Annotated in this window: 12 protein-coding genes; 1 reads left to right on the top strand and 11 read right to left on the bottom strand. The window is 36.5% G+C overall.

The features are described from left to right. Window positions 1-65: 65 nt before the first annotated feature. From ABS764_RS05255 to ABS764_RS05245, 3 genes are all read right to left on the bottom strand, one after another. Window positions 66-3,239 carry a glycine-rich domain-containing protein gene (locus tag ABS764_RS05255; protein WP_408080694.1) on the bottom strand — a complete coding sequence of 1,058 codons (3,174 nt, stop codon included), beginning with the start codon at window positions 3,237-3,239 and terminating at the stop codon, window positions 66-68. A gap of 541 nt (window positions 3,240-3,780) precedes the next feature. Beyond that, complete coding sequence (locus ABS764_RS05250) at window positions 3,781-7,632, bottom strand: T9SS sorting signal type C domain-containing protein (RefSeq protein WP_408080692.1); 3,852 nt, start codon at window positions 7,630-7,632, stop codon at window positions 3,781-3,783. 633 nt (window positions 7,633-8,265) lie between these two features. Beyond that, window positions 8,266-11,961: an Ig-like domain-containing protein gene (locus ABS764_RS05245; RefSeq protein ID WP_408080690.1), complete on the bottom strand. Its 3,696-nt coding sequence runs from the start codon at window positions 11,959-11,961 to the stop codon at window positions 8,266-8,268. Window positions 11,962-12,156: 195 nt separating this feature from the next. Between ABS764_RS05245 and ABS764_RS05240 the strand changes: the two genes are divergently transcribed. Next, a complete protein-coding gene (locus tag ABS764_RS05240) occupies window positions 12,157-12,633 on the top strand; it encodes a regulatory protein RecX (protein ID WP_408080754.1) in 477 nt (158 codons plus the stop codon). A 145-nt stretch (window positions 12,634-12,778) separates the two neighbouring features. Here ABS764_RS05240 and ABS764_RS05235 read toward each other — a convergent pair whose 3' ends face one another. The 8 genes from ABS764_RS05235 to ABS764_RS05200 form a co-directional block, all read right to left on the bottom strand. After that, entirely contained in the window at window positions 12,779-13,933 is a 1,155-nt protein-coding gene (locus tag ABS764_RS05235) for a beta-ketoacyl synthase N-terminal-like domain-containing protein (protein WP_408080688.1), read from the bottom strand. Between the two features lie 50 nt (window positions 13,934-13,983). Then, complete coding sequence (gene bioA / locus ABS764_RS05230) at window positions 13,984-15,255, bottom strand: adenosylmethionine--8-amino-7-oxononanoate transaminase (RefSeq protein ID WP_408080686.1); 1,272 nt, start codon at window positions 15,253-15,255, stop codon at window positions 13,984-13,986. 98 nt (window positions 15,256-15,353) lie between these two features. Next, complete coding sequence (gene bioD / locus ABS764_RS05225; RefSeq protein WP_408080684.1) at window positions 15,354-15,971, bottom strand: dethiobiotin synthase; 618 nt, start codon at window positions 15,969-15,971, stop codon at window positions 15,354-15,356. A gap of 38 nt (window positions 15,972-16,009) precedes the next feature. Continuing rightward, the gene (locus tag ABS764_RS05220) at window positions 16,010-16,411 is read right to left on the bottom strand and encodes a GxxExxY protein (protein WP_408080682.1); all 402 of its coding nucleotides are present in this window, start codon (window positions 16,409-16,411) and stop codon (window positions 16,010-16,012) included. Between the two features lie 41 nt (window positions 16,412-16,452). Further along, window positions 16,453-17,613 (bottom strand): aminotransferase class I/II-fold pyridoxal phosphate-dependent enzyme, encoded by a 1,161-nt coding sequence (locus ABS764_RS05215; RefSeq protein WP_408080680.1) that lies wholly within the window; start codon window positions 17,611-17,613, stop codon window positions 16,453-16,455. A gap of 63 nt (window positions 17,614-17,676) precedes the next feature. Continuing rightward, on the bottom strand, window positions 17,677-17,958 hold the full coding sequence (locus ABS764_RS05210) for a F0F1 ATP synthase subunit epsilon (RefSeq protein WP_408080678.1): 282 nt from the start codon (window positions 17,956-17,958) through the stop codon (window positions 17,677-17,679). Window positions 17,959-18,041: 83 nt separating this feature from the next. Further along, window positions 18,042-19,553 carry a F0F1 ATP synthase subunit beta gene (gene atpD, locus ABS764_RS05205; RefSeq protein ID WP_408080676.1) on the bottom strand — a complete coding sequence of 504 codons (1,512 nt, stop codon included), beginning with the start codon at window positions 19,551-19,553 and terminating at the stop codon, window positions 18,042-18,044. A 203-nt stretch (window positions 19,554-19,756) separates the two neighbouring features. After that, window positions 19,757-22,636: a TonB-dependent receptor domain-containing protein gene (locus ABS764_RS05200; RefSeq protein WP_408080674.1), complete on the bottom strand. Its 2,880-nt coding sequence runs from the start codon at window positions 22,634-22,636 to the stop codon at window positions 19,757-19,759. Window positions 22,637-22,793 lie beyond the last annotated feature (157 nt).

The following is a 22,793-nucleotide window of genomic DNA, read 5'->3' as shown; positions in this document are numbered from 1 at the left end:
CTTTTTGAATACAAAAAAAATCCATTAGTCTAATGCTAATGGATTTTTTTATGCATGTAAAATCATTAATAGATTATTTTCTTCACTGCTGTTTTACCATTTTCTAATACTGCTTTTACAATCAAAACCTGATGTACTCCTGATATATTACTAATAGTTACAGTTTCTAAATTAACTTCCGTATCCGAATAGATCAAGCTTCCCGAAAAATCATAAACGTAAATAGTTTTAATGATTTCATCTGAAGTATTAATAGTGATTACTTTGTTCTGATTCGAAATAACAACTCCTTCAACAGCCATATCGCTAACATCTTCTGTCAAAGCATCTTTATCCTGATAACGCAATATAAAACGATTGTTAAAAATTCCTTTTTCGGTAGTAAACGAGTAAGGCTCTTTTAAATCGTGCAGCACTGCTAACAATTTGTCTTCTAAGAATACTTTTTGCGAAGCCAAAACACCATCACTATGATCAATACTGATTTTAAAATCGCCTTTAATAGTTGATTTATAACCCAATGCTACCGAATCTTGTTCCTGAAATGGTAACGCACGCCCCTGAATAGCCAAATTCACATCTTGGTTTACACTATAAAAATCCACAAATTGATTGCCATCATAACTCACCCCATCAAATCTTCCCTCATAATCATTAGTCGCTCCAGTAATGTAACCAATTAATGTTTGCTTAAAAGCTCCTTCTGCATTTGTCAAATTCAGCCACAATCTATTCTTCTCGATTTTCACAGTTGATTTACCTGACTTTCCTAATTTAAAAAACTGCGAATTATCCATTACCTCTTCTTCCTCCTCTTCGTTAATGGTAAAGCGCATACTGTTATTAAATACGATATCACCCCCCGTTGCACTTGCCGGAGCAAAAAATCCCTGTGCAGCTGCAATTAACCCCGTTGGAACACTTAAATTATTATTGTCATTGGGATCATTAGCATCGCTATCAACTGTAGCCGCAGTTCCTACACCGCCTGTTAGATTATAACCTGCATAATCACTGGTCGTATAATTGTAGATTGCAGGATCATTTGCAGGAGCGTTATCATTTCCGAGAAAAGGATCAGCATTATCACTTGGCGGTGAGTTATGAGTCCAGAAATACAGCGTCCCATCCAGAGGACCATTATTATCTCCAGTCACTGGATCAATATCCATATTAGCAGTTAAAAAAGCATCAGCATCAAGAGCCGAAGGATAAGGATTCCCTAACAAATGAACGCGATTTCCGGCTATATTTTTTGTAAATTCACCATTATTTGGTTTCCCTTCAAAAACCGGACTAGCATCAATAGCTGCATCTGTAATGCTGAAGGTTTGGGGTGCTCTGATAATATAACCATTCCCAGCCACCATTGGAAGTACTCCTCCGTTATACTCTATTTCCCACCCCATAACAGGATCATAACTGTAATATTTATCAAAAAGTGTATGAGGAGATAAAGCTTTCATCATTTGTCCCGCAACCGGTGATGACCAATAAGTAAAATCATAACGTTTTACTGGCATGGTATGACGCTTATAAATAATATTTCCCGAATCCAAATTTACAGCAGCATCATTCATCTGGACTAAACTTGCATTATTTTCAAATGTCAATGAACCTCCATCATCCACCACTAATTCATTCCTAATTTGCAAATAACGACCTGTTTTAAACACCACATATGCTCCTGTATTCACTTTACAGGAACAAGCCTGAACATCGGCATCCTCATCATAATTACTCGCAAAAATCACTTTGTTTTCCAGAGTAGGAACCTCATCCCATTCACCATCTTCCCAGGTTCTTACAGGAGGTGGATCATTAATAACCACCGTAAACGGAACAGAAACTGTTTGAGAACTACAATCTCCCTTAGAAACAACAAAACTTTGTGTTCCTGAAGCTAATCCTGAAATGGTCGCTGTAGAGCCTGTTCCGGCATATTCTCCCGGATTAATAGTCCAAGAACCGTCTGGCAAGCCGCTCAATTCCACACTTCCCGTTGGCTCAGCACATGTTGGATGAGTTATTGTTCCTTGAACAGGTACAGCAGGGCGGTCAAAAATTATTGAAGCATTCACTGCTGTAGAACAATCAACAGAGCTAAGGTGGGTTATAGTAACTGTAGTTACACCTACAGTACGTAACTCCTGAACTTCAATAGTTCCTGTTCCGGCTGTTCCAACAACCATTGTAGCCGGAGGTGGGGGCACGACCCCTCCATCAATGGTATAAGTTACGGTATATGTCCCTATGGGTAATCCTTCAGGCGTGGAATGCAATGTAATAGTTCGGCTTTGTTCGCAATCAGCATCAGCACTTAAACTTGTAATGCTATAAGTTGGACAAGTATAAGTTACTTTTATTTGACCGTCACCACCTTTTCCACCTCTAATCCCAGAACCTAGAACATTCAACAATATAGCACCACCACCACCACCACCACCAGGGGCAAAACCATCTTCACCATTACTAGTACCACCAAGTGTTATAGCTCCTAATACATTAATTTGTCCCACTAAACCATCAGCACCTGAACCTCCCATTTCATCAACTGAAGTTCCTGCTCCACCTGCTCCACCTGCTCTGGATAATACTCCATTCGTACTATTTAATCCATTACCATTAGATCCTGCACCACCACCACCACCACCACTAACTAACGTAAGACCAAGGTTCAGAAGACTTGCCGAATTACCCTTTCCACCTGAATATAATCCTACACCGCCAGCACCACCATCACCTACTAATGTTGTCAAATTTACTCCTCCTTTATTACCTCCGGTTCCACCATTAGCAACAACTGATGTATATAAAAAAGCAGGAACAGTAGATGATGGAAAAGTACTTGCCCCTCCAGGAGCGCCATTACGATTTGTAGGTGAAATTTCTCCTGCACCACCAATACCAACAACATAATTAACTCTTACATTATTAGGACTTGTACCAACATTCACATTTCCTGTATTAAAAGCACCACCACCACCACCACCACCAGCAGCAAGAAGACTAACTAAACCTACTAGTTTGTCTGCACCTCCTCCTCCTCCACCGGCACCCCAGGCCTGAACGGACAAACTGGTGACACCGGCAGGAATTTCAAGAGTACCGGAACTCATTAAGGTTTTTGTTGTTTGAGCAGCAATCGAAACGGAAAGTAAAAAACAAATTACCAATAAAAAACAGCAGGTTTTAAGCGAGTTTATTGGTACAAAGGAGGTAAAGTAATTTTTATTCATAACCCTATATTAAAAAATTATATAGCCCGCCCGATACCAAATGTATCAGGTGAACACAATTTTTTAGGGGGTCTAAAAATCTGACATAAAATTACTAAAAAAATCGTTTAACGGAAGTTTTACACTGTTAAAATACAGCTTTTAACAATAAAATAAAGTCAAAAGCTACAGCAAAGAAATCCTTAATTTAAGTAACTCCATTAATTTACAACAGATTAAATCATAAGAAAAAGCGTTAATAAAACACTTAATTGAAAAACTAATTTGATAGAAATCTCAAGGAATTAAAAGAATGGATATTATAGTAGACCTTTTTTAGCCACGAATACACGAATTAATCTGTAAAAAACTTTAGACTATACCACAAATTCGCAAATTATATTTTTTAAATCTTTTAGATAAGATCAGTATTTATCTGTAAAATCAGTACAATCTGTGGGCTATTCTTTTAGTCACGAATGCAGGCAATCTTTGTGGATACAGCACAAAAAAAATCCCGACTACATAGCGTAATCGGGACTTTTTAAAATCAATTTTAAAACTAATAAACAATCTTTCTGCTGAGTTTTGTACCATCTATCAATACAATATCAACTATTAATACCTGATGACCGGAAATTAAAGAATCGATAACTAACGCATTGGCATCTGTTTTTTCTTTTTGATATAACTTTCTTCCAGCTACATCATATACCACCACCTTATCAATTAATACCAGCGGAGAATCCACGATAATCGACTTATTTTTAACCGCAACCGTAATTTCTTTATTTAATACTTCTTCAGGTAATTGCGGCTCTATAACTTCTTCAACAGCATTTTTATCTACATAACGCAACACAAAACGGTTATTGAAAAAACCTTTTTCGGTACTAAAAGTATATGCCCCTTTTTTAAGATCATGAAGCACTTTTAAATCCTTATCTTCAATAAATACATTTTGTGAAGACAGTGCACCGTCAGTATGGTCAATACTGATTTGGAACTCTCCTTTAATTGCTGATTTATATCCTAATGCCACAGAATCTTTTTTAGTAAAAGGCAAAGCACGTCCCTGAATAGCTAAATTTACATCTTGATTTATACTATAAAAATCAACAAATGAATTCCCGTCATAAGTAATACCGTCAAAACCACCTTCATAATTATTAGTTGCTCCTGTAATATATCCCACTAATGTTTGTTTGAAAGCACCTTGTGTATTAGTTAAATTTAGCCAAATACGGTTTTTCTCTGTTTTAGCTACCGTAGTTGTTGCAGCTTTACCACTAGTTAATTTAAAAAACTGTGAATTATTTGTTCCTGAAGCCCCTCCAGAAATTCGCATGGTATTATTAAACTCTACATTTCCTGTTGCTTTTACTGGTGCAAAGAACCCCTGACCTGCTGCAATCTTACCTGTTGGTGGAGCTCCCCCACTAATTGCGGGACGGGTTGCAATTCCCCCTGACCTGTTGTAAGTTGCATAATCATCAGAAGTATAAGCATAAGTTCCTGAACCGGCAGTTCCGTTAGTGATATTGGTAGCTAATTGAATTTCCGTATTATGTGTCCAGAAATACAGCGTTCCTTCTAACACATCCTCATTTTTCTCTAAAAATTTATCTCCATCAATAGCGGATGGATATGGATTTCCTAATAAATGAGCCTGATTTGCTGCTAATCCTGATAAAGTAACTACACCATTATGAGGCACTCCTGTAAAAGTGGCTAAGTAATCTTCTGCTGGTCCTTTTCCTTCAATGAAAAACGTTTGCGGTGCTCTAATAATGTAACCATGTCCGTTTTTCATTGTATCCACTCCATTATACGAAACTATCCAACCATTATTATAGCTGTAATATTTGTCAAAAAGCGTATTAGGCGACAAAGCTTTTAAAGTTTGCCCTGCAACCGGCGACGACCAATAGGTAAAATCATAACGATTTAAATTTTTGGATAAACGTTTATAACTAATATTTCCTGAATTAATATTAGGATCTTCATTCTCCTGAACTAAACTCGCATTGTTTTCGAAAGTCAATGTTGCGTTTGGCTGAACCTCCACCCCATTTTCAATTTTTAAAGTACGACCAGATTTTATGGTAACAGCCACTGAACCTGTAACCTGACAAGAACAACCTACTAAATCAACATCATTAGCATTTGTATAATCTGAAGCAAAAACTAATCTTTGATTAATAGTTGGTGTTCCTTTACTCCAAGATCCAGATGACCATGTGTTTGTTTCTGGAGCAATAATTTCTACAACAGTAGAAACAGCAGAAATACAACTTCCATTATCAACTGCAAAATAATAAGTACCTGGTAAAAGTCCTGTTATTGTTTGCGACCCACCGGTTGTAATTGAGATATTATCCGGACGTTCTCCTGTTTGAAGAATAGTTCCAGATGAAGGCAGCCCACTTAAAGTAACACTACCTGTTGGTCTTGTACAAGTTGGATTTGTCGGTGTACCCACCGTAGGAGTAGACGGAATAGTATTAACAACAATAGTTCCTGTAGCACTAACACTTCCACAACCACCAGTTAAAGGTATACTATAATTAAAAGTACCAGATTGTGTAGGTGTACCACTGATTGTAATAACATTAGAAGACCAAGAAGCTGTTACTCCTGCAGGTAAATTTAACGGAGTACCTATTCCTGTTGCTCCAGTTGTAGTATGTGTAATATTAGACATTGCAGTATTAGCACATAATATTGGACTTGCAGAAGCTGTACCTACAACACTGCCTGATGTAACTATTAAATCTGTAGAAGTTGACGTTCCACAACCACCATTATAAGTAGTAAAAATAACCTTAACAGTCCCTACACTAACACCTGTAACAACTCCTGCCTGTGTTATAGTAGCACTTCCCGTTTGATTAAAAATTGACCAAGTACCTGTTCCTGTAGAAGACCAAAAATTTGGATCTTTTATAAATGTAGCAGTGCTACCCACACAAATAGATGTTGACCCACCACTGATAGTACCAGGAGTTGAAGAATCATTACCTTTTTCAGTAAAAGTAACTACATTTGAGTTACCACTTACCCCGCAACTTGTTTTTGCTCTTAATCTATAATAATAAACCCCTCCAAGGGCCAAACCTGTTATAGTATAGTTACGGTTACTGGACTTATCAACATATAAATTTTGATAACCGTTAACATAATTTGTAAAAGTATTATCAATTGCTACATCTAAAAAGTATCCATCAACTTCCTGACCACTTACATTGTAAACCCCGTTCCATTGTGCTACCCAATCATTGCAACTTCCATATCCCGAATTGGCTACAGGTGCCGCTATAGTCGTAGTCGTAAAACTAGCAAATGGAGAATAACTAGTTGACGCACAATTTCCAGATGATTTAACTCTAAAATAGTAAGTAGTGTTTGATGATAATCCCGATAGAATTAAATCTCTCACATTTCCTACACTCAAATTATTATAGGCAGGAAGAATAGTCCCCGCAGAAAATGTATTAGTTGTTGCCACATCTAAATTAAAATTTGTAGCGTCTCCATCCCACCTTATTGTAGCTGTACACCAATTAACGTTATCTACCCTTGTATTGGTAGGAGCTGCTATTGAATTATTTACCACAACATTTGTTGACACTGTCGAAATAAAACCATCATTCCTTTTAATTTCAACAGTATAAACTCCCCCATGATTATAAATATTAACACCCTCTATGGTATACGTAGCTGTAGTACTAAAATCAGGATTATAATAGATCCCATTACCCGACCATCTGTAAGTATATGTATAAGAACCAGATGTTGCTGTAGGCGGAATAGCTGTAAGAATTAAAGAGTTCCCTGCACATGCGGGAGAATTTGAAGTTGCACTACCAGTCCCACCACCACTACTAAAACTATCAAAATTAGAGAGAGCTCCTCCACCTCCAGTACAAGCAGACACCTTAGTACTTCCTATATAAAGAGCTGTTTGGTTACTGCATGGATTACTTTGAGACACTAATTTACCAGAACCATTAATAACAAATGAAGTATTAGTTGGAAAATTTATTTGACTATTACCCACAAAAGACATAAGACCAGCAGAATTAACCCTAACACTCATAGTATTGACTGTTACAGTTCCATCAACAATTAATTTCCCCCCTGTTCCTGTACCAATAACCAAAGAAACAAAACTATTAGCGATATTAGTATTTACTGTAATAACATTGGAATCGCGAACTGTTACAGTACCTGTCCCAGAATTCTGTCCGGGATATCCCTGTCCTGAAGTGGGTGTCCCCCATGTTGTACCGTTATAGCGTTCCCAACTTGTTAGTACTGTCCAGTTTCCATTACCAGCAGAACGATAATCACCAGTTATCTGTGTAAAGGCTAAAAAAGGGAATAAAATTATAATAAGTAAAATTTTCTTCATAGTAGTATTTATAAAATCAAAAAAGGGGCTAATCTTAAATTTGGGTCAAAATAAATGATAGAAAACAGCACTGTAAAACAAAGTCGTTTATCTGCATTTATAGTCGTTAAGCTACCGTTTTTCAGCACTAACACAGGTATTTAAAGCAGCTTTATCAGAATACTGAATAACAATGCTTTAGTACTTTTTTTTTAACATACACCTTTATCTGGATTTTAGTTTAAAAAAAAGCCTAATAGTTTTTAAACCCGAGGCAGGGCTTAAAAGCAATAAGCCAGCCTACTGAAACAATAGGCATGACATACTAAAAAGCAACGAATGGCTATAAAAATAATGACACACCCGGCTTTTTTAAGCACCATCTACAAAAAAGCCAGACCCGCCTATTTACTCAAAAGATAACATCTAAAAAAACAGTAAGGTTTGCTATAGTCTTAGTATGGCGCGATATTCCTAAAAAAAACCAGACTGATTTTGAGACCGTCTGGTTTTCACAATTATTAGGGTTTGGTTTAAGGAATGTAATTATTATTCTGCCGAAAGAATTTAATCAACATTTTTTTATCCGGATTTCTGGTAATAAATCGGTTTCTGTCAGTCTTTTGTGAGCGAAAGAATCTCAAAAAAATAATCTTAGTAGACAATCTTTGTTACACTATTTTCCCCGTTAGCCAAAACCATATTGATTAGCAATACCTGATGGGCTACATTTAAATTCCGGATGATAAAATCATTTGCTTTCACTGCCTCGTTTTGATAAATAAGACTTCCGGAAACGTCATAAATACTGACTTTAGAAATAAAACTTTCGGATGAACTGAGTCTTATTTCCTTATCAAACACTGTAACGGAAGCAGCATGGTCTACTAAAGCTATTTTTTTTACTGTTTTATCAGTATTACTTTTAGTTTGATAACGCAAGACAAAACGATTATTGAAAGTTCCTTTTTCGGTAGTAAAAGTATAAGGCTCTTTTTTAAGGTCATGTAATAGCTGCAAATCCTGGTCTTCAAGAAAAACCTGTTGCATATCTATTATTCCATCCGTGTGGTCAATGCTGATTTTAAAATCTCCTCTGATAGTCGATTTATAACCCAGAATTAAGGTGTCTTTTTCTTCAAATGGCAATGCTCTTCCCTGAATTACTAAATTTATTCCTTGATTTATACTATAAAAATCAATAAACTGATTTCCATTATAAGTCACTCCATCGTAGCCTGGATCATAATTATTGGTTGCTCCGGTTAGGTAACCAATCAAAGTTTGTTTAAAAGCCCCCTGATTGTTAGTTAAATTCAGCCAGATACGATGTTTATCAGCTGTGACAGTTGTTGCAGCACTTTTAGCTGCAGGATTTAATTTAAAAAACTGAGAATTATTTACACCTGACAAACCACCGGAAATACGCATAGCATTGTTAAAAACTAAATTTCCTCCAGAAGCGCTTGCAGGTGCAAAAAATCCCTGACCAGCTGCAATTTTCCCTGTTGGTACAGCACCTCCCGAAATTGCAGAAATACTTGTACTCACTCCTCCGGTTCTGTTATAAGTAGCATAATCATCAGAAGTATAGTTGTAAATAGCATCTCCTGCAATGTTAATATTTGGTGGCGTATTGTGTGTCCAGAAATAAAGGGTTCCTTCCAAAACGCCGGCATTTACATCTAAAAAAGTATCTGCATCAATAGCCGATGGGTACGGATTTCCTAATAAATAGGTTTTATTTGCCATCAAAGTCATATTCACCATTCCATTGTTAGGAACACCTATAAACACAGGATTGGTATCAACCGTAGCAGTAGTGATACTAAATGTTTGTGGTGCTCTAATGATATAGCCATTCCCTGGCTGCATGGTAAGCACCCCATTGTATTCTATTTTCCATCCCGTATTTGGGTTATAACTATAATATTTATCAAAAAGTGTATTAGGAGACAAAGCTTTCATGGTTTGCCCTGCAACCGGTGAGGACCAATACGTAAAATCATAACGTCTTACAGCTGCTGTATGGCGCTTGTAATGAATATTTCCAGAATTAATTGCTCCATTATTTACCTGAACCAGACTGGCATTATTTTCAAAAGTTAACGAACCGTTTACAACAAGATTATCCTGAAGTTTAAGTGTAACTCCCGTTGCTACAATAGCAGCAACTCCCGTATTTACAATACAGGAACATAATTCAGTATCCACTCCAATAGTTCCTGATCCGGATATTACTCCTACTTTAGTATTATCAGGTGTAGAACTCCAGCTACTACCATTATAAGTTGTAATTAAAGGGGAACTTATGACCACAGGTACAGATGAAACTGAGGTACAACTACCATAAGAAACTGTAAAAGTATGAGTCCCTACAGCCAAACCAGAAATCGTAGTTGCTGTCCCCGTTCCCAAATAACTACCCGGGTTTATTGTCCATGTACCGGAAGCAGGTAAATTAGTTAATACAACACTTCCTGTGGGCTGCATACACGTGGGCTGGGTAACTGTTCCCACTACCGGAGCTGACGGCAATAAATTAACTGTCATCGTAACAGCATTAGACGTTGCCGGACTTGCTGTCAAACATGGTGTCGCATTGGAAGTCATTACACACGCAACAACATCTCCATCAGTCAATGCTGTATTTGTGTAAGTGGCTGAATTTAAACCTACATTTCCACCGTTTAATTTCCATTGATAAACTGGCATTGTACCACCATTTGTTGGAATAGCTGTAAATGTTACTGAAGTCCCTGAACAAATTGCTCCTGAAGGTGAGGCAGACACCGTGACATTTGCAGGCAAAATTGGATTTACAGTTATTGTTGCACTACCAGAAATCATGTTGGAACAACCTGGCATAGTTTGATAAACTACACTAACTAAATTATAATTATATGTAGTCGCAGTAGATGTAGGAACAGCTACGGCTGCCGTATTACCAGCAGGAATATTGATCTGTTGATTAGCTCCTCCGTTTACGGTATAAGTAACTGTAACAGCTACCGTTTGAGGATTTGTGAATGTGATATTGGGAGATGAATTTCCAACACATACGCTTGTTGTTCCACTAATCGTAACAACAGGTGCAGGGCGAACAATCAAATTAGATCCTGGATCCACAAAACCACTTGTTCGGGTACATGTACCATTAGATATAGATACCAAAGTATATCCTGTATTAACTGTAGGGTTATCTGCCGGTGTAAAACTATAAGGCGCTGCTGATGGAATTGAAACTGTATACTGGATTGAAGTATCATCGTTTTTATAAGTGATACTGTAAGGCAATACAAAAGTAGCATCTTCAGCATCAAAAGTCAGTTGAGGGCTTCCTCCTGCACAAATAGTAGTCGCTGAAAAACCATTGCTTATATTATTTGGTACATTATTGACTGTTGCTACAACAGCCGTTCTCGTAGCAGTCGTACAACCACCATTAGTGGCATCAACATAATAAGTGGTTGTATTTGTTAATGATGGTGTATTATAGGTTACTCCTGTGGCAACAGGACTTCCGCCGGTCGCTGTTGTATACCAATTAATAGTTCCGGATGAAGCAGTAGCACCTAATGTTACTACACCGGAACCACAAATAGAAGATGGGGCTGTAGCTGTTATAGTTGGAATTGAATTTACAGTAACAACAAACTCCTTTCTTGGAGTCGTATTTGAACCTGTAGTAGCCGCCACATAATAAGTTGTTGTAGCTGATATCGAAGGTGTAGTTAATGTTGCAGAATAAGGACTAGTTGAAGCCGTAACACTTGAAACAACACTTCCCCCACTTGGTACAGTATATAATCTGTAGGTTGTAGAAGCAGCAGGAGTTGGAATTACTGAAACTGCTACAGATGCTGTACCAGAACCACAGATAGGTGAAACTGTTGTCTTTACAAAATTATATCCTCCATTAATAACTAACTGATTAAAAGCATAATCTGCTCCTGCACCACCATTACAACTGGCAATTAAGTCTGTACCTATATATATTCTTTCCGAAGCATTACAACTTCCTCCTATTAAACTACCCCCTGATTCAATTATAATAGAAGATCCGGCGGGTAAAACCAAACGCTCATTACCAGGAGAAAAATCAACAGAAGCATTATTTCTAACTACAAATTGTATCGGTCCTAAAGAGCAGGAATTATAAAGGTCTAAAGTCTGATTCATAGACAAATTAGTACTTGTTGTTCCGTTTCCTATATAAATAGTGGAATTACCTGAAAAACTGGCGCAGGAGTACGAACTTGAATTTACATTTCCGGTAATAGTATATTGCGCATTACAATTTGTAAGGACAAAAAACAACAAGATGAGTTGAAGTAAAAATAGTCTCATAATCTCAAGTATAAAATTTAACAATCCTAAACATTCGCAAGAAACATATTAAAGTAACTCATTATAAGTCAGATAGTAAAACAAAGTCGTTAAGCTACATTAATCATCGCCAATCCGCTTTTTTTTCAAATGACAGCAGTTATTCCCAGAATTATGTACCTTTATTGCTCCTTATTTATAATCCATCAGGATAAGATGAAAGAAGTTTTTTCCCTAAAAGAAGCCATACAAAAAATAGAGCATTATTGTGCCTACCAAGACCGTTGTCATGAGGAAGTAGTACAAAAATTGCGAAACATGAAAATGGATTCGGAAGAAATTGACCAGATTATAACCCATCTTATCAATGACAATTTTCTAAACGAAGAACGTTTTGCCTGTAGTTTTGCCAGAGGAAAACACCGCATCAAACATTGGGGGAAAATCAGAATAACCAATGAGTTGAAATTCAGGAATATCAACCAAACATTGATTAATATTGCTTTAAAAGAAATTAGCCCAGAAGAATATTTTGAAACTTTTGAAACTTTAGCAAACAGAAATTGGGAATCCATTCGCGAAACCAATTCGCTAAAAAAAAGAAAGAAATTTTGTGATTATATGCTCCGACGAGGATTTGAGAGCAACCTAGTTTATGAAAAAGTTCGGGATTTGGAAAACAGTGATCAGTGATCAGTATTCAGTAGTCCTAAAAATTTTAAAAGAAACTTTTTTAACCATAAGGCTTAAGAACATTTACGTTAAGAAACACCACAAATAATCTTTGAGTCTGTAAAAAAGTGTGGACTTAGTGCCTTCTTCTTTGTGAGCTCTGTGGTTAAACACTCAATAATACGCTCACTGCATTTCCACCAAAACCTACTGCATTTACCAATACTTTTTTAATGGGTTTAATTTGTTGTTGCGCTTTCGCAAATGGGACTCCAATGAATTGATTGTGTTGCATCATTAGAATAGCCAACTCCACACTCAACATTCCCGAAGCACCGAAAGTATGTCCGATTTTCCACTTGTTTGTAGTTAACAAAGGGAGATTTTCTCCAAAGATTTTCTGAATGGCTTTATACTCGGTCAAATCACCTGCTTTTGTTCCCGGAGCATGCATCACAATGGCATCAACATCTTCTAAATTGGTATTTTCCAAAGCCATTTTCATTGACTTTTGGAAACAAGTGGCTTCTGCCGAAATGGAAATATTATGTTCTAAAATCTCCGTAGCATAACCTATTCCTTCAATAAAAGCCAAAGCATTATCTTTTTTCCCAATTTCGAGACAACAAACTGCTGCACCTTCACCCAGAATCATCGAATTTAATCTTTTTTCTAAATTTAATGCTTGATTAGGATAGACTTCTTCACTATGCGAATAGATTTTCAAAGCTCGCATCTGAGCAATCGTAAAATCAGTTAAAGGCGCTTCGCTTCCACCAATTAGAAATTTATCAACCATACCGGCACGCAACCAGGCAACACCATTTAATAACGCATGTAAAGCCGTAGAACAGGTAATAGAATGCGAGATTTCCGGTCCTGTACATTGCAAATCGTGTCCTACCCAGGAAGAAATATTTCCTAATGTAGTAGTTGGCGAAGCCAATGTTTGGCATTTTCCGTTGTCTAAATATTCTTTGTAATGTTTTTCAAACAATTCCGTCGCACCTCGCGAAGAACCAATATTGATTCCGAAAACGGAATCTGAATCCCATCCCGCATTAGCGAAAGCCTGACGCGATGCCACCATAGCATATAAAACGGATTTATCCAAGGATTTGTATTTGATATCTGATTCCTGCAATTCAGCTACCATTTGTTCCGAAGTAGCATCCAAAGGAGCCACCCAGGTTTCCTGATTATCCAAATGCCTTTTTGAAAAAAAAGGCGCATCAGAAAGATAATTTTTCCAAATGGTTTTGGAGTCATTTCCTAATGGAGAAATGGATGCTAGGGCTGTTATAGAGATTGTTTGTGACAAAATATTTAATTTTCTGCAAATGTCGTAAAGTTTTTAAAAACATCAGCTACTTAAACCATATCAATAGCTTTTTCGACTACTTCATACACTTTTTGCAATTGCTCATCCGTGATGATATAAGGAGGCAAAATGTAAACAATATTCCCTACAGGACGCAGAATAATTCCATTTTCAATAAAGAAATTATACAATTTAGTTCGCATAGTTCCATAATAGGATTCCTCTCCTTCTTTCTTTATTTCCAATGCAAAAATAGTCCCTAAAATCCGGGTGTTAGTCACTTTTGGATGTTTTTCAATGTGTTTTTGAAAAGCCAAATGATTGGCATTTACCCGAACTAGATTCGCTTGCATTTCGGGAGTTTGCAACAATTCAAAACTAGCTAATGCCGCCGCACAACCAGTTGGATTAGCTGTAAAAGTATGTCCGTGAAATAAGGCCTTGTTGATATCCTCATCATAAAAAGCATCAAATATTTCTTGTGTAAAAGTGGTAATCGCCATCGGGATGGTTCCCCCGGTCAAAGCTTTAGACAAGCACATCATATCCGGTTTTTGCTGCGCATAATCCATGGCAAAAGTTTTTCCTGTTTTTCCAAAACCCGTCATCACTTCATCGGCAATAGTTAACACCTTATTTTCCTTGCAGATTTTAATTAACTCGTCCAAAGCTTCCGCTTCATACATCACCATTCCTGCGGCTCCTTGTACCAAAGGTTCAAAAATAAAAGCCGCACAATTATGTTCCTGAATCACTTCTTTCAAAGCATCAAAACTGATTTGTTCCTGTCCTTTCACAGGAACCGGAATACGCACTACATCAATAAACATCCCTTGAAAAGCTTGAGTGTAAAAGGAAATTCCGCTGGCAGCCATTGCCGCAAAAGTATCGCCATGAAAAGCATCTTCAAATGCAATTATAGTCGTTCTTTTTTCACCTTTATTATAAAAGAACTGCAAAGCCACTTTTATGGCTACTTCTACCGAAGTAGAACCATTATCCGAAAAGAATATTTTTTGCTGATTTTTTGGCAATAGTTTCATCAGTTGCTCGGCAACCTGAATAGCGGGTTCATGGGTAAAACCGCCAAAAAGCACATGCTCTAAAGTGGTAAGCTGTTTGTATATTCTATTGGCTATAAATCGATTCGAATGCCCATAAGGATTCACCCACCAGGAAGCAATTGCGTCGATATATTCTTTGTTATTTTCGTCCCAAAGCAAAGCGCCTTCGCCTTTGGTTATAGCAATCGGAGTTTGAGCCGTTTTATGTTGGGTATAAGGATGCCAAAGGTATTGGCTGTCTTTTTCTGTTAAAGTCATTTGTTTTTTTAGATAAAAGAGTAAAGATACAAGAAGAAAGATTAATACTTGATTTCAAACAAAAGTTCTCTTTCTTCTTTTTTCTTGCTTCTTTCCTCTTATAAATTAATTAATTTTTCACGAAACAGATCGGCATATTCACGAATTACATTTTGGTCAAAATAAGGTTCTTGACTGATTCTTCCAATGCAGTCAATTCCTGTTTTTTTCAAAATAATGAATTCAGTGGCTACATTCTCTTCTCCATTGAAAACAATTCCGGCTATAGCAATTTTTCTATTTTGCAAAGCCTCAATGGTTAGTAAAGTATGATTAATACTTCCTAAATAATGGCGGGAAACCACGATTACCTTGTAATCCGGCTGAATCAAATCGACAATTGTTTCATTATCATTCAATGGCACAAAAATTCCGCCCGCACCTTCTATTACAAGATGATTCTCGGTAGCTGGTTCTACTATTTTTTCTAAATCAATAATGACATGATCTAATTCTGCTGCCAAATGTGGACTCGCAGGCGTATTTAAAGCATAACTATTCGGGTGAATTACCGTCTTGCTATTTGACAAATAAGCTTTTATTTTATGACTATCAGAGGTATCTAAATCTCCTGCCTGAATAGGTTTCCAATAATCTGCCTCCAGAGCCTCAGTAATGATTGCCGAAGCAATTGTTTTACCTACATCAGTTCCAATTCCTGTTATAAATAATTTCATGTATTTTTAGCCACGGATAATACGGATAGTACGGATTATCACTGATTTTTTAAATTTATTTTTCTATCATTTGTATATATAAACCTTTTAAATTCTGGTTCTTCCCCAAAATTCAATAATAAGCCGACTTCAATTTCTGTAGCTTTTAAATAATTCATTGTTTGTGCTACGTGAACATTCATAAGTAATTCGCAAGCCTTAAGTTCAACAATAACTTTATTTTCAACTAACAAATCTGCAATGTAGTCCCCAACAAGCTGTTGTTTAAAATAAACTTTAATTTGCTTTTGTGCTTCAACCTTGTAACCCCTTGCAATCAATTCAAAATACATCGCATTCTGATACACTTTTTCGAGAAAACCTGAACCGAGTTCATTATAAACCTCATAATAAACTTTTAAAATCGAATCTGTTATAGATTTATGCAAAAGGTCTGCCATATTTAATCTGTGTAAATCAGTTATATCCGTATTATCCGTGGCTAAAAAACAAAAGTACTCAACAATTGTAATACTTGCGCAATTTCCTCTTTAGAATTAAAAGCATGCAAACAAAAACGCAAACGCTCTTGTCCTTCTGGAACGGTTGGTGAAAGTATCGGTTTTACATCAAATCCTTTTTCCTGAAGTTTATTAGCAATCAATTTCACCTTATCATTCCCTGGAATAATCGCACTTTGAATCGCTGACTTAGATCTAACAAAAAGCGGTTTTAAACCCAACAAATTCTTTTGCTGATTAAAGTGAATGATATTTTCTCTCAACAAATGAATATTATTTTGTTTGGTTTCCAATTGCTGATAAGCAACTAAAATAGTCGCAACAGAATGCGGAGAAAGCCCTGTTGTATAAATAAAACTTCTTGCAAAATTGACCAAATATTGTTTTAATTCCTGACTTCCTAATACGGCTGCACCATGACAGCCTAAACCTTTTCCAAAAGTCATAATTCGCGCGAAAACTTTGTCTCCCACACCATACTCCTGAACCAAACCACTACCATTTTCGCCATAAACACCCAAAGCATGCGCCTCGTCAACCACAACACAACAACCATACTTTTCGGAAACTGCAAGCAATTCTTCAATATTTGGGCAATCGCCATCCATGGAAAAAACAGTTTCTGTAACAATGTAAATGGTTGCCGGTTGCTGGTTGCTGGTTGTTGGTTTGAATTTTAAAATTAATCTTTCTAAATCTTCAAAATCGTTATGTTTAAACTTATAGGATTTTGCATTTGAAAGTTGGATTCCGTCTCTGATGGAAGCATGACACAATTCGTCATAAAGTATCAAATCGCCTTTTTGAGGAACCGAACTGAAAAAACCGACATTGGCATCATAACCCGAATTAAAAATCAATGCCGACGCTGCCTGATGAAACTGGGCAATATAATTTTCTGCTTCTTGATATACTTTATGATTTCCTGATATTAATCGCGAACCTGTGGCTCCATTAGAAAATATAGCATTCTTAACTAGATACTGATGAGCAGCATCAAAAATAAGCTTGCTATTAGAAAAGCCAATATAATCGTTTGAAGTAAAATCGACCAAATCATTATACTCTGGCAATTGACGCAAAGCGTTATTTTGGGTTCTTACCTCTAGTTTTGCTATGAGATTTTTGGGTAAACTTTTCATAAATCAAAAATAAAAAAAAACGCCAAGCAAAAGCTTGACGTTTTTATATTAATGCAAATTGTCTTAGTCTGCTAAAACAATTACTTTATTGTCTTTCATTTCAATAGTCCCTGACTCAATAGCTAATGTATAAGTATGGTCATTTACTTTAGAGAACTTACTTGCTACCTCTTTAGAAAACTTGAAACTTGGCGCATCAATTTTCACAAGACCTTTTCCTAAAATAGAAACGATTGGTGCGTGATTGTTCAATATTTGGAAGCTTCCATTAACTCCAGGTAGAGTTACCGAAGTAACTTCTGCTGAAAATAATTTTGCTTCTGGTGATACTATTTCTAAAATCATGTCTTTTTTTAGTTAATAGTTGATGGTTGATGGTTGATGGTTGCTTTCTAACAACTGACAACTGACAACTAACAACCAAATTATTACGCTTCAGCTAACATTTTTTCTCCAGCTTCGATAGCTTCTTCGATAGTTCCTTTAAGGTTGAATGCTGATTCTGGTAAGTGATCTAATTCACCGTCAATAATCATATTAAATCCTTTGATAGTATCTTTAATATCAACTAATACACCTGGAATACCTGTAAATTGCTCCGCTACGTGGAACGGTTGAGACAAGAAACGTTGTACACGACGTGCTCTGGATACCGCTAATTTATCTTCTTCAGATAACTCTTCCATACCTAAGATCGCGATGATATCTTGTAATTGTTTGTATTTTTGAAGAATCTCTTTTACTCTTTGTGCACAGTCGTAGTGCTCATTTCCTAAAATATGCGGAGTCAAGATACGAGAAGTAGAATCTAATGGATCTACCGCTGGATAAATACCTAACTCAGCAATTTTACGAGACAATACTGTTGTAGCATCTAAGTGAGCAAACGTTGTTGCTGGCGCAGGGTCAGTTAAGTCATCCGCAGGAACGTAAACCGCTTGTACAGATGTAATAGATCCTTTGTTTGTAGAAGTAATACGCTCTTGCATAGCTCCCATTTCAGTTGCTAATGTTGGTTGGTAACCTACCGCAGATGGCATACGACCTAAAAGTGCCGATACCTCAGAACCTGCTTGTGTAAAACGGAAGATATTATCAACGAAGAATAATACGTCTTTACCTTGGTCTGATCCAGCTCCATCACGGAAATACTCAGCGATAGATAATCCGGAAAGTGCAACACGAGCACGTGCTCCTGGTGGCTCATTCATTTGTCCGAAAACGAAAGTAGCTTTAGACTCTCTCATTCCTGGCAAATCTACTTTAGACAAATCCCATCCTCCATTTTCCATAGAGTGCATGAATTCCTCACCGTATTTAATAATTCCTGACTCTAACATCTCACGAAGCAAGTCATTTCCTTCACGTGTTCTTTCTCCTACTCCTGCGAATACTGAAAGTCCACCGTGACCTTTTGCAATATTGTTAATCAACTCCTGAATCAATACTGTTTTACCAACTCCGGCACCACCAAACAATCCAATTTTACCTCCTTTTGCATAAGGCTCAATCAAATCGATTACTTTAATACCTGTGAATAAAACTTCAGAAGATGTAGATAAATCTTCGAATTTTGGTGCCTGACGGTGGATTGACATTCCGTTCTCACCTGTTTTTGGCAATTCTGGCAAACCATCAATAGCATCTCCAACCACGTTGAATAAACGACCGTAAACATCTGCTCCAATCGGCATTTGAATAGGATTACCTGTTCCTACTACTTCATATCCTCTGCTCAAACCATCTGTTGAATCCATCGAAATGGTACGTACAGTATTTTCTCCAATGTGAGATTGCACCTCAAGGATTAATTTAGTACCATCTTTTTTAGTGATTTCTAATGAATCATAAATTTTTGGAAGTTCAACATCCTTACCGTTGAAAACAACGTCAACTACTGGGCCAATGATTTGGGCAACTTTTCCTATTACTTTAGACATTACTTATGTATTTATTAAACAGCTATTTAGGTTTATGAAATACACACCATCAAAATTCAATGATTTAGGTGTTTTTTCAGAGCGCAAAGATAATTTTTTAAAATAAAAAATCAACAATTTTATTTAAAAAACATAAAAAAATAAAACCAGACCTTAAAACAGCTTTTAAAACGCTCTCTAAAACTATTTTTAAAATGATTTTTCTATGGATTTACGGTCCAGGAAACAAAATACATTTGCCCAATTAAACCGGCTCCTAAAACCTGTGCATATTCTTTCCCCCCAATATTAGATCCTCCTATTTTTAAAGTAGATTTAAGTGAAGGAATACTGTAGTTAATTTGAGCGTCAACAACAGTTGCTCCGTCAATCATTCCGTCCACCATAGTAGACTGCCATAAATAATCACTATTCCATCTTCCGCTAATATTAAATCCGAAATTTTCAAATAATTTTTCATTCCCAAAAGAGACTTTTACTCTGTGTTTAGGGGTATTAAATCCAGCTTCAAAACTGGGATCTTTAGCCTGATCAAAACCAAACTCAGCATAATTATAATTTGCACCTAATTCAAAATCTTTATATATTTTTCTGGAAAGTCCCAAACCAAAACCAAACGACTTGATTTCAACATCTGTGTTAGTATACAATTGATATGCTCTGAAATTCCCATTAGCAAGAGCATGTAAAGACTGAACTTCAGAATTTGAGACATATGTAGGCGCTCCTGAGGCAAAATCAAAAGTATTAGATGCAGTACCGTATAGTGGCGCAACTGCATTAGCAGCTCCAATAAAATTATTATAGATATTATAATAAGCGTTAATATCGATATTAATATCATTAATTCTGGAACGATACCCTACCTCAAATGCTTTTACTTCTTCGGGTTTTACATAATTCACATCTGTTTTTCGTAATAAAGCAGCAGCTCCCGGTGTATTTCCCGGATTAGCAGCTGCAAAAGCAGCAAAGGCTCTTACCGAAGATGCGGTATATGAATTATTATATGCATTTTCACCAGTCATTATTACAGAAGCACCGCCTGCATATAATTGTCCTACAGCAGGGGTTCCATTTGCAACAGCTCTTGTCTCAGAATAACGCAATAAATTATCCGGAGCTGAACCTATTAAAACAGCATTTCCTACATTAAAACCAATGTACTGATCCTGAGTAGTAGGATTTCTAAAGCCTGTTTGAAAAGAAGCTCTGAAATTATGTGTTCTGGATTCACCGGCAGCATATACTAAAGAAACCCTTGGCGAATAACTTCCATCGAAATTTTGAGATTTATCATAACGGATTGACCCAGTAAACTTAAGCCTTTCTTCTAAGAATTTCTTTTGCAGCTGCGTATACAATCCATATTCATCATAATGAATCGATCCGTTGGCATCAGTATAAATTCTTCCAAATGAATTCAGCTGATACTTTCTATAAGAACCACCTAGCTGAATTTCAGCAAATGATATCAGATCTTTAAAATTATAATTCACATCAGAATGATATATTTTAGAATTATCAACCAATTTTGAACCCGACAACACATCCGGATTAGCAATCACCTGATTAAAAGCATTCTTAAATGCCGGTGTACCCGGCTCTAATCTCCCCGTTTCGGCAGCGGCACGTGCAAAAGTATGAGAAGCATCAGCGTTTCCAGCATAAGCCGGACCAAACAAACCTGCAAAAGCCTGAGAATAAGCACCCGCATATTGACCAAACCAATTATTGTCTGACTTCCACATTCTGTTAATATTGATTCCCGTGAATTGCATATCATAAGAGTCACCACCGTTTTCTGACGTAGTATAACCTCTCAGGAAAAAATTCTTGCCTTTAAATTCTATTTTATGCTGTTGCATAAAAAAATTATTCAAATAATATCTATTGGCTCCCTGATATACCGCGTTACCAAAACCAAATTTACTTTGCAGAATTACTTCTAACTTTTCGTCACCAAAAGGCCTGATATGCAACGAAAGATCAATCTTTGTATTACTGGCTCTGTTATCGGTTAAATCTGTTTCATTATAACCTGTTCTGGAAACATTTTCATTAGGCAGTAATGCAGCTAAATTAGCAGGAAGTAAATTATTAGCTACCAAAGTCTGCCCTACCGTATAAATATTAGTTGAAACTTCATCTCCATAGACATTAATTCCATCATAATTTTGATGCGAACGATTTCTGCCGATATTTGTCTTATCATCATAATTGGTTGCAAACCAATCAGTACCCCGCATATAAGTAAAATTGGCCTTTCCCGCTATATGCCGGCTAAAGGCTTTCGCCATTCTGATTCCATAATCGATATAATCATTTGCTCCTGCAGCTTTTTGACTGGTTTGACCGTATTTGGCATAAGCCGTAATTCCTTCATAGAGAAACGGATTTTTACTATTCATAAATAAAATTCCATTAAACGCATTGGCTCCGTATAACGCCGAAGATGCCCCCGGTAACAACTCCACACTTTGTACATCAATCTCAGAAATACCAATCATGTTTCCTAAAACAAAATTTAACAAAGGAGATGCATTATCCATTCCATCCACTAACTGTAAAAAACGGGAATTAGCCACAGTAGCAAAACCACGGGTATTAATGGATTTAAAAGACAAACTACTGGTATTCATCTGAACTTCTTTCAAATTCTCTAAACCATCATAAAAACTTGGCGATGCTGATTTCTTGACATCACTGATTCCCATTCTTTCAATAGTAACCGGCGATTCAAAAACTCTTTCGGGCGTTCTGGAAGCAGACACCACAATTTCATTGAGCACATTTTGCTCTTCCTGTAAAACTACATTAATCTGTTGTTTTGAAGCAACCATAATCCTTTGGGATACAAATCCCACACTACTAATTTCTATTTCATAAGGCTGTTTCTTTTGTGAATTAAGAATAAATTTCCCGTCGCTGTCAGTTACAGTTACACCGGTATCGCCAATCACTGTAACATTTGCACCAGCAACAGGCTGATTATTACTTTCAACTACAACTCCCTGAACAGTATCCTGAGCATATATTATACTACAGAAAAACAATACCGAAAAAAATAAATTAGCTTTCATATGATTAAGTTTTATTAGTTGGAGCATTCAAAAACAATCAACTTTACAACAGCATTACAAGAACATTCAAAATTTTCAACACTTTAAATTTAAGCAAAAAAAATAATTATTTAACAAAAAATATGGCAGAAAATTCAATTTTCATTAATTCTCTGAT

The organism is Flavobacterium plantiphilum (assembly GCF_046000495.1).
GTDB classification, from domain to species: domain Bacteria; phylum Bacteroidota; class Bacteroidia; order Flavobacteriales; family Flavobacteriaceae; genus Flavobacterium; species Flavobacterium plantiphilum.
The sequence above is the reverse complement of the archived record's forward strand: the minus strand, read 5'-3'. Positions and strand labels throughout refer to the sequence as shown.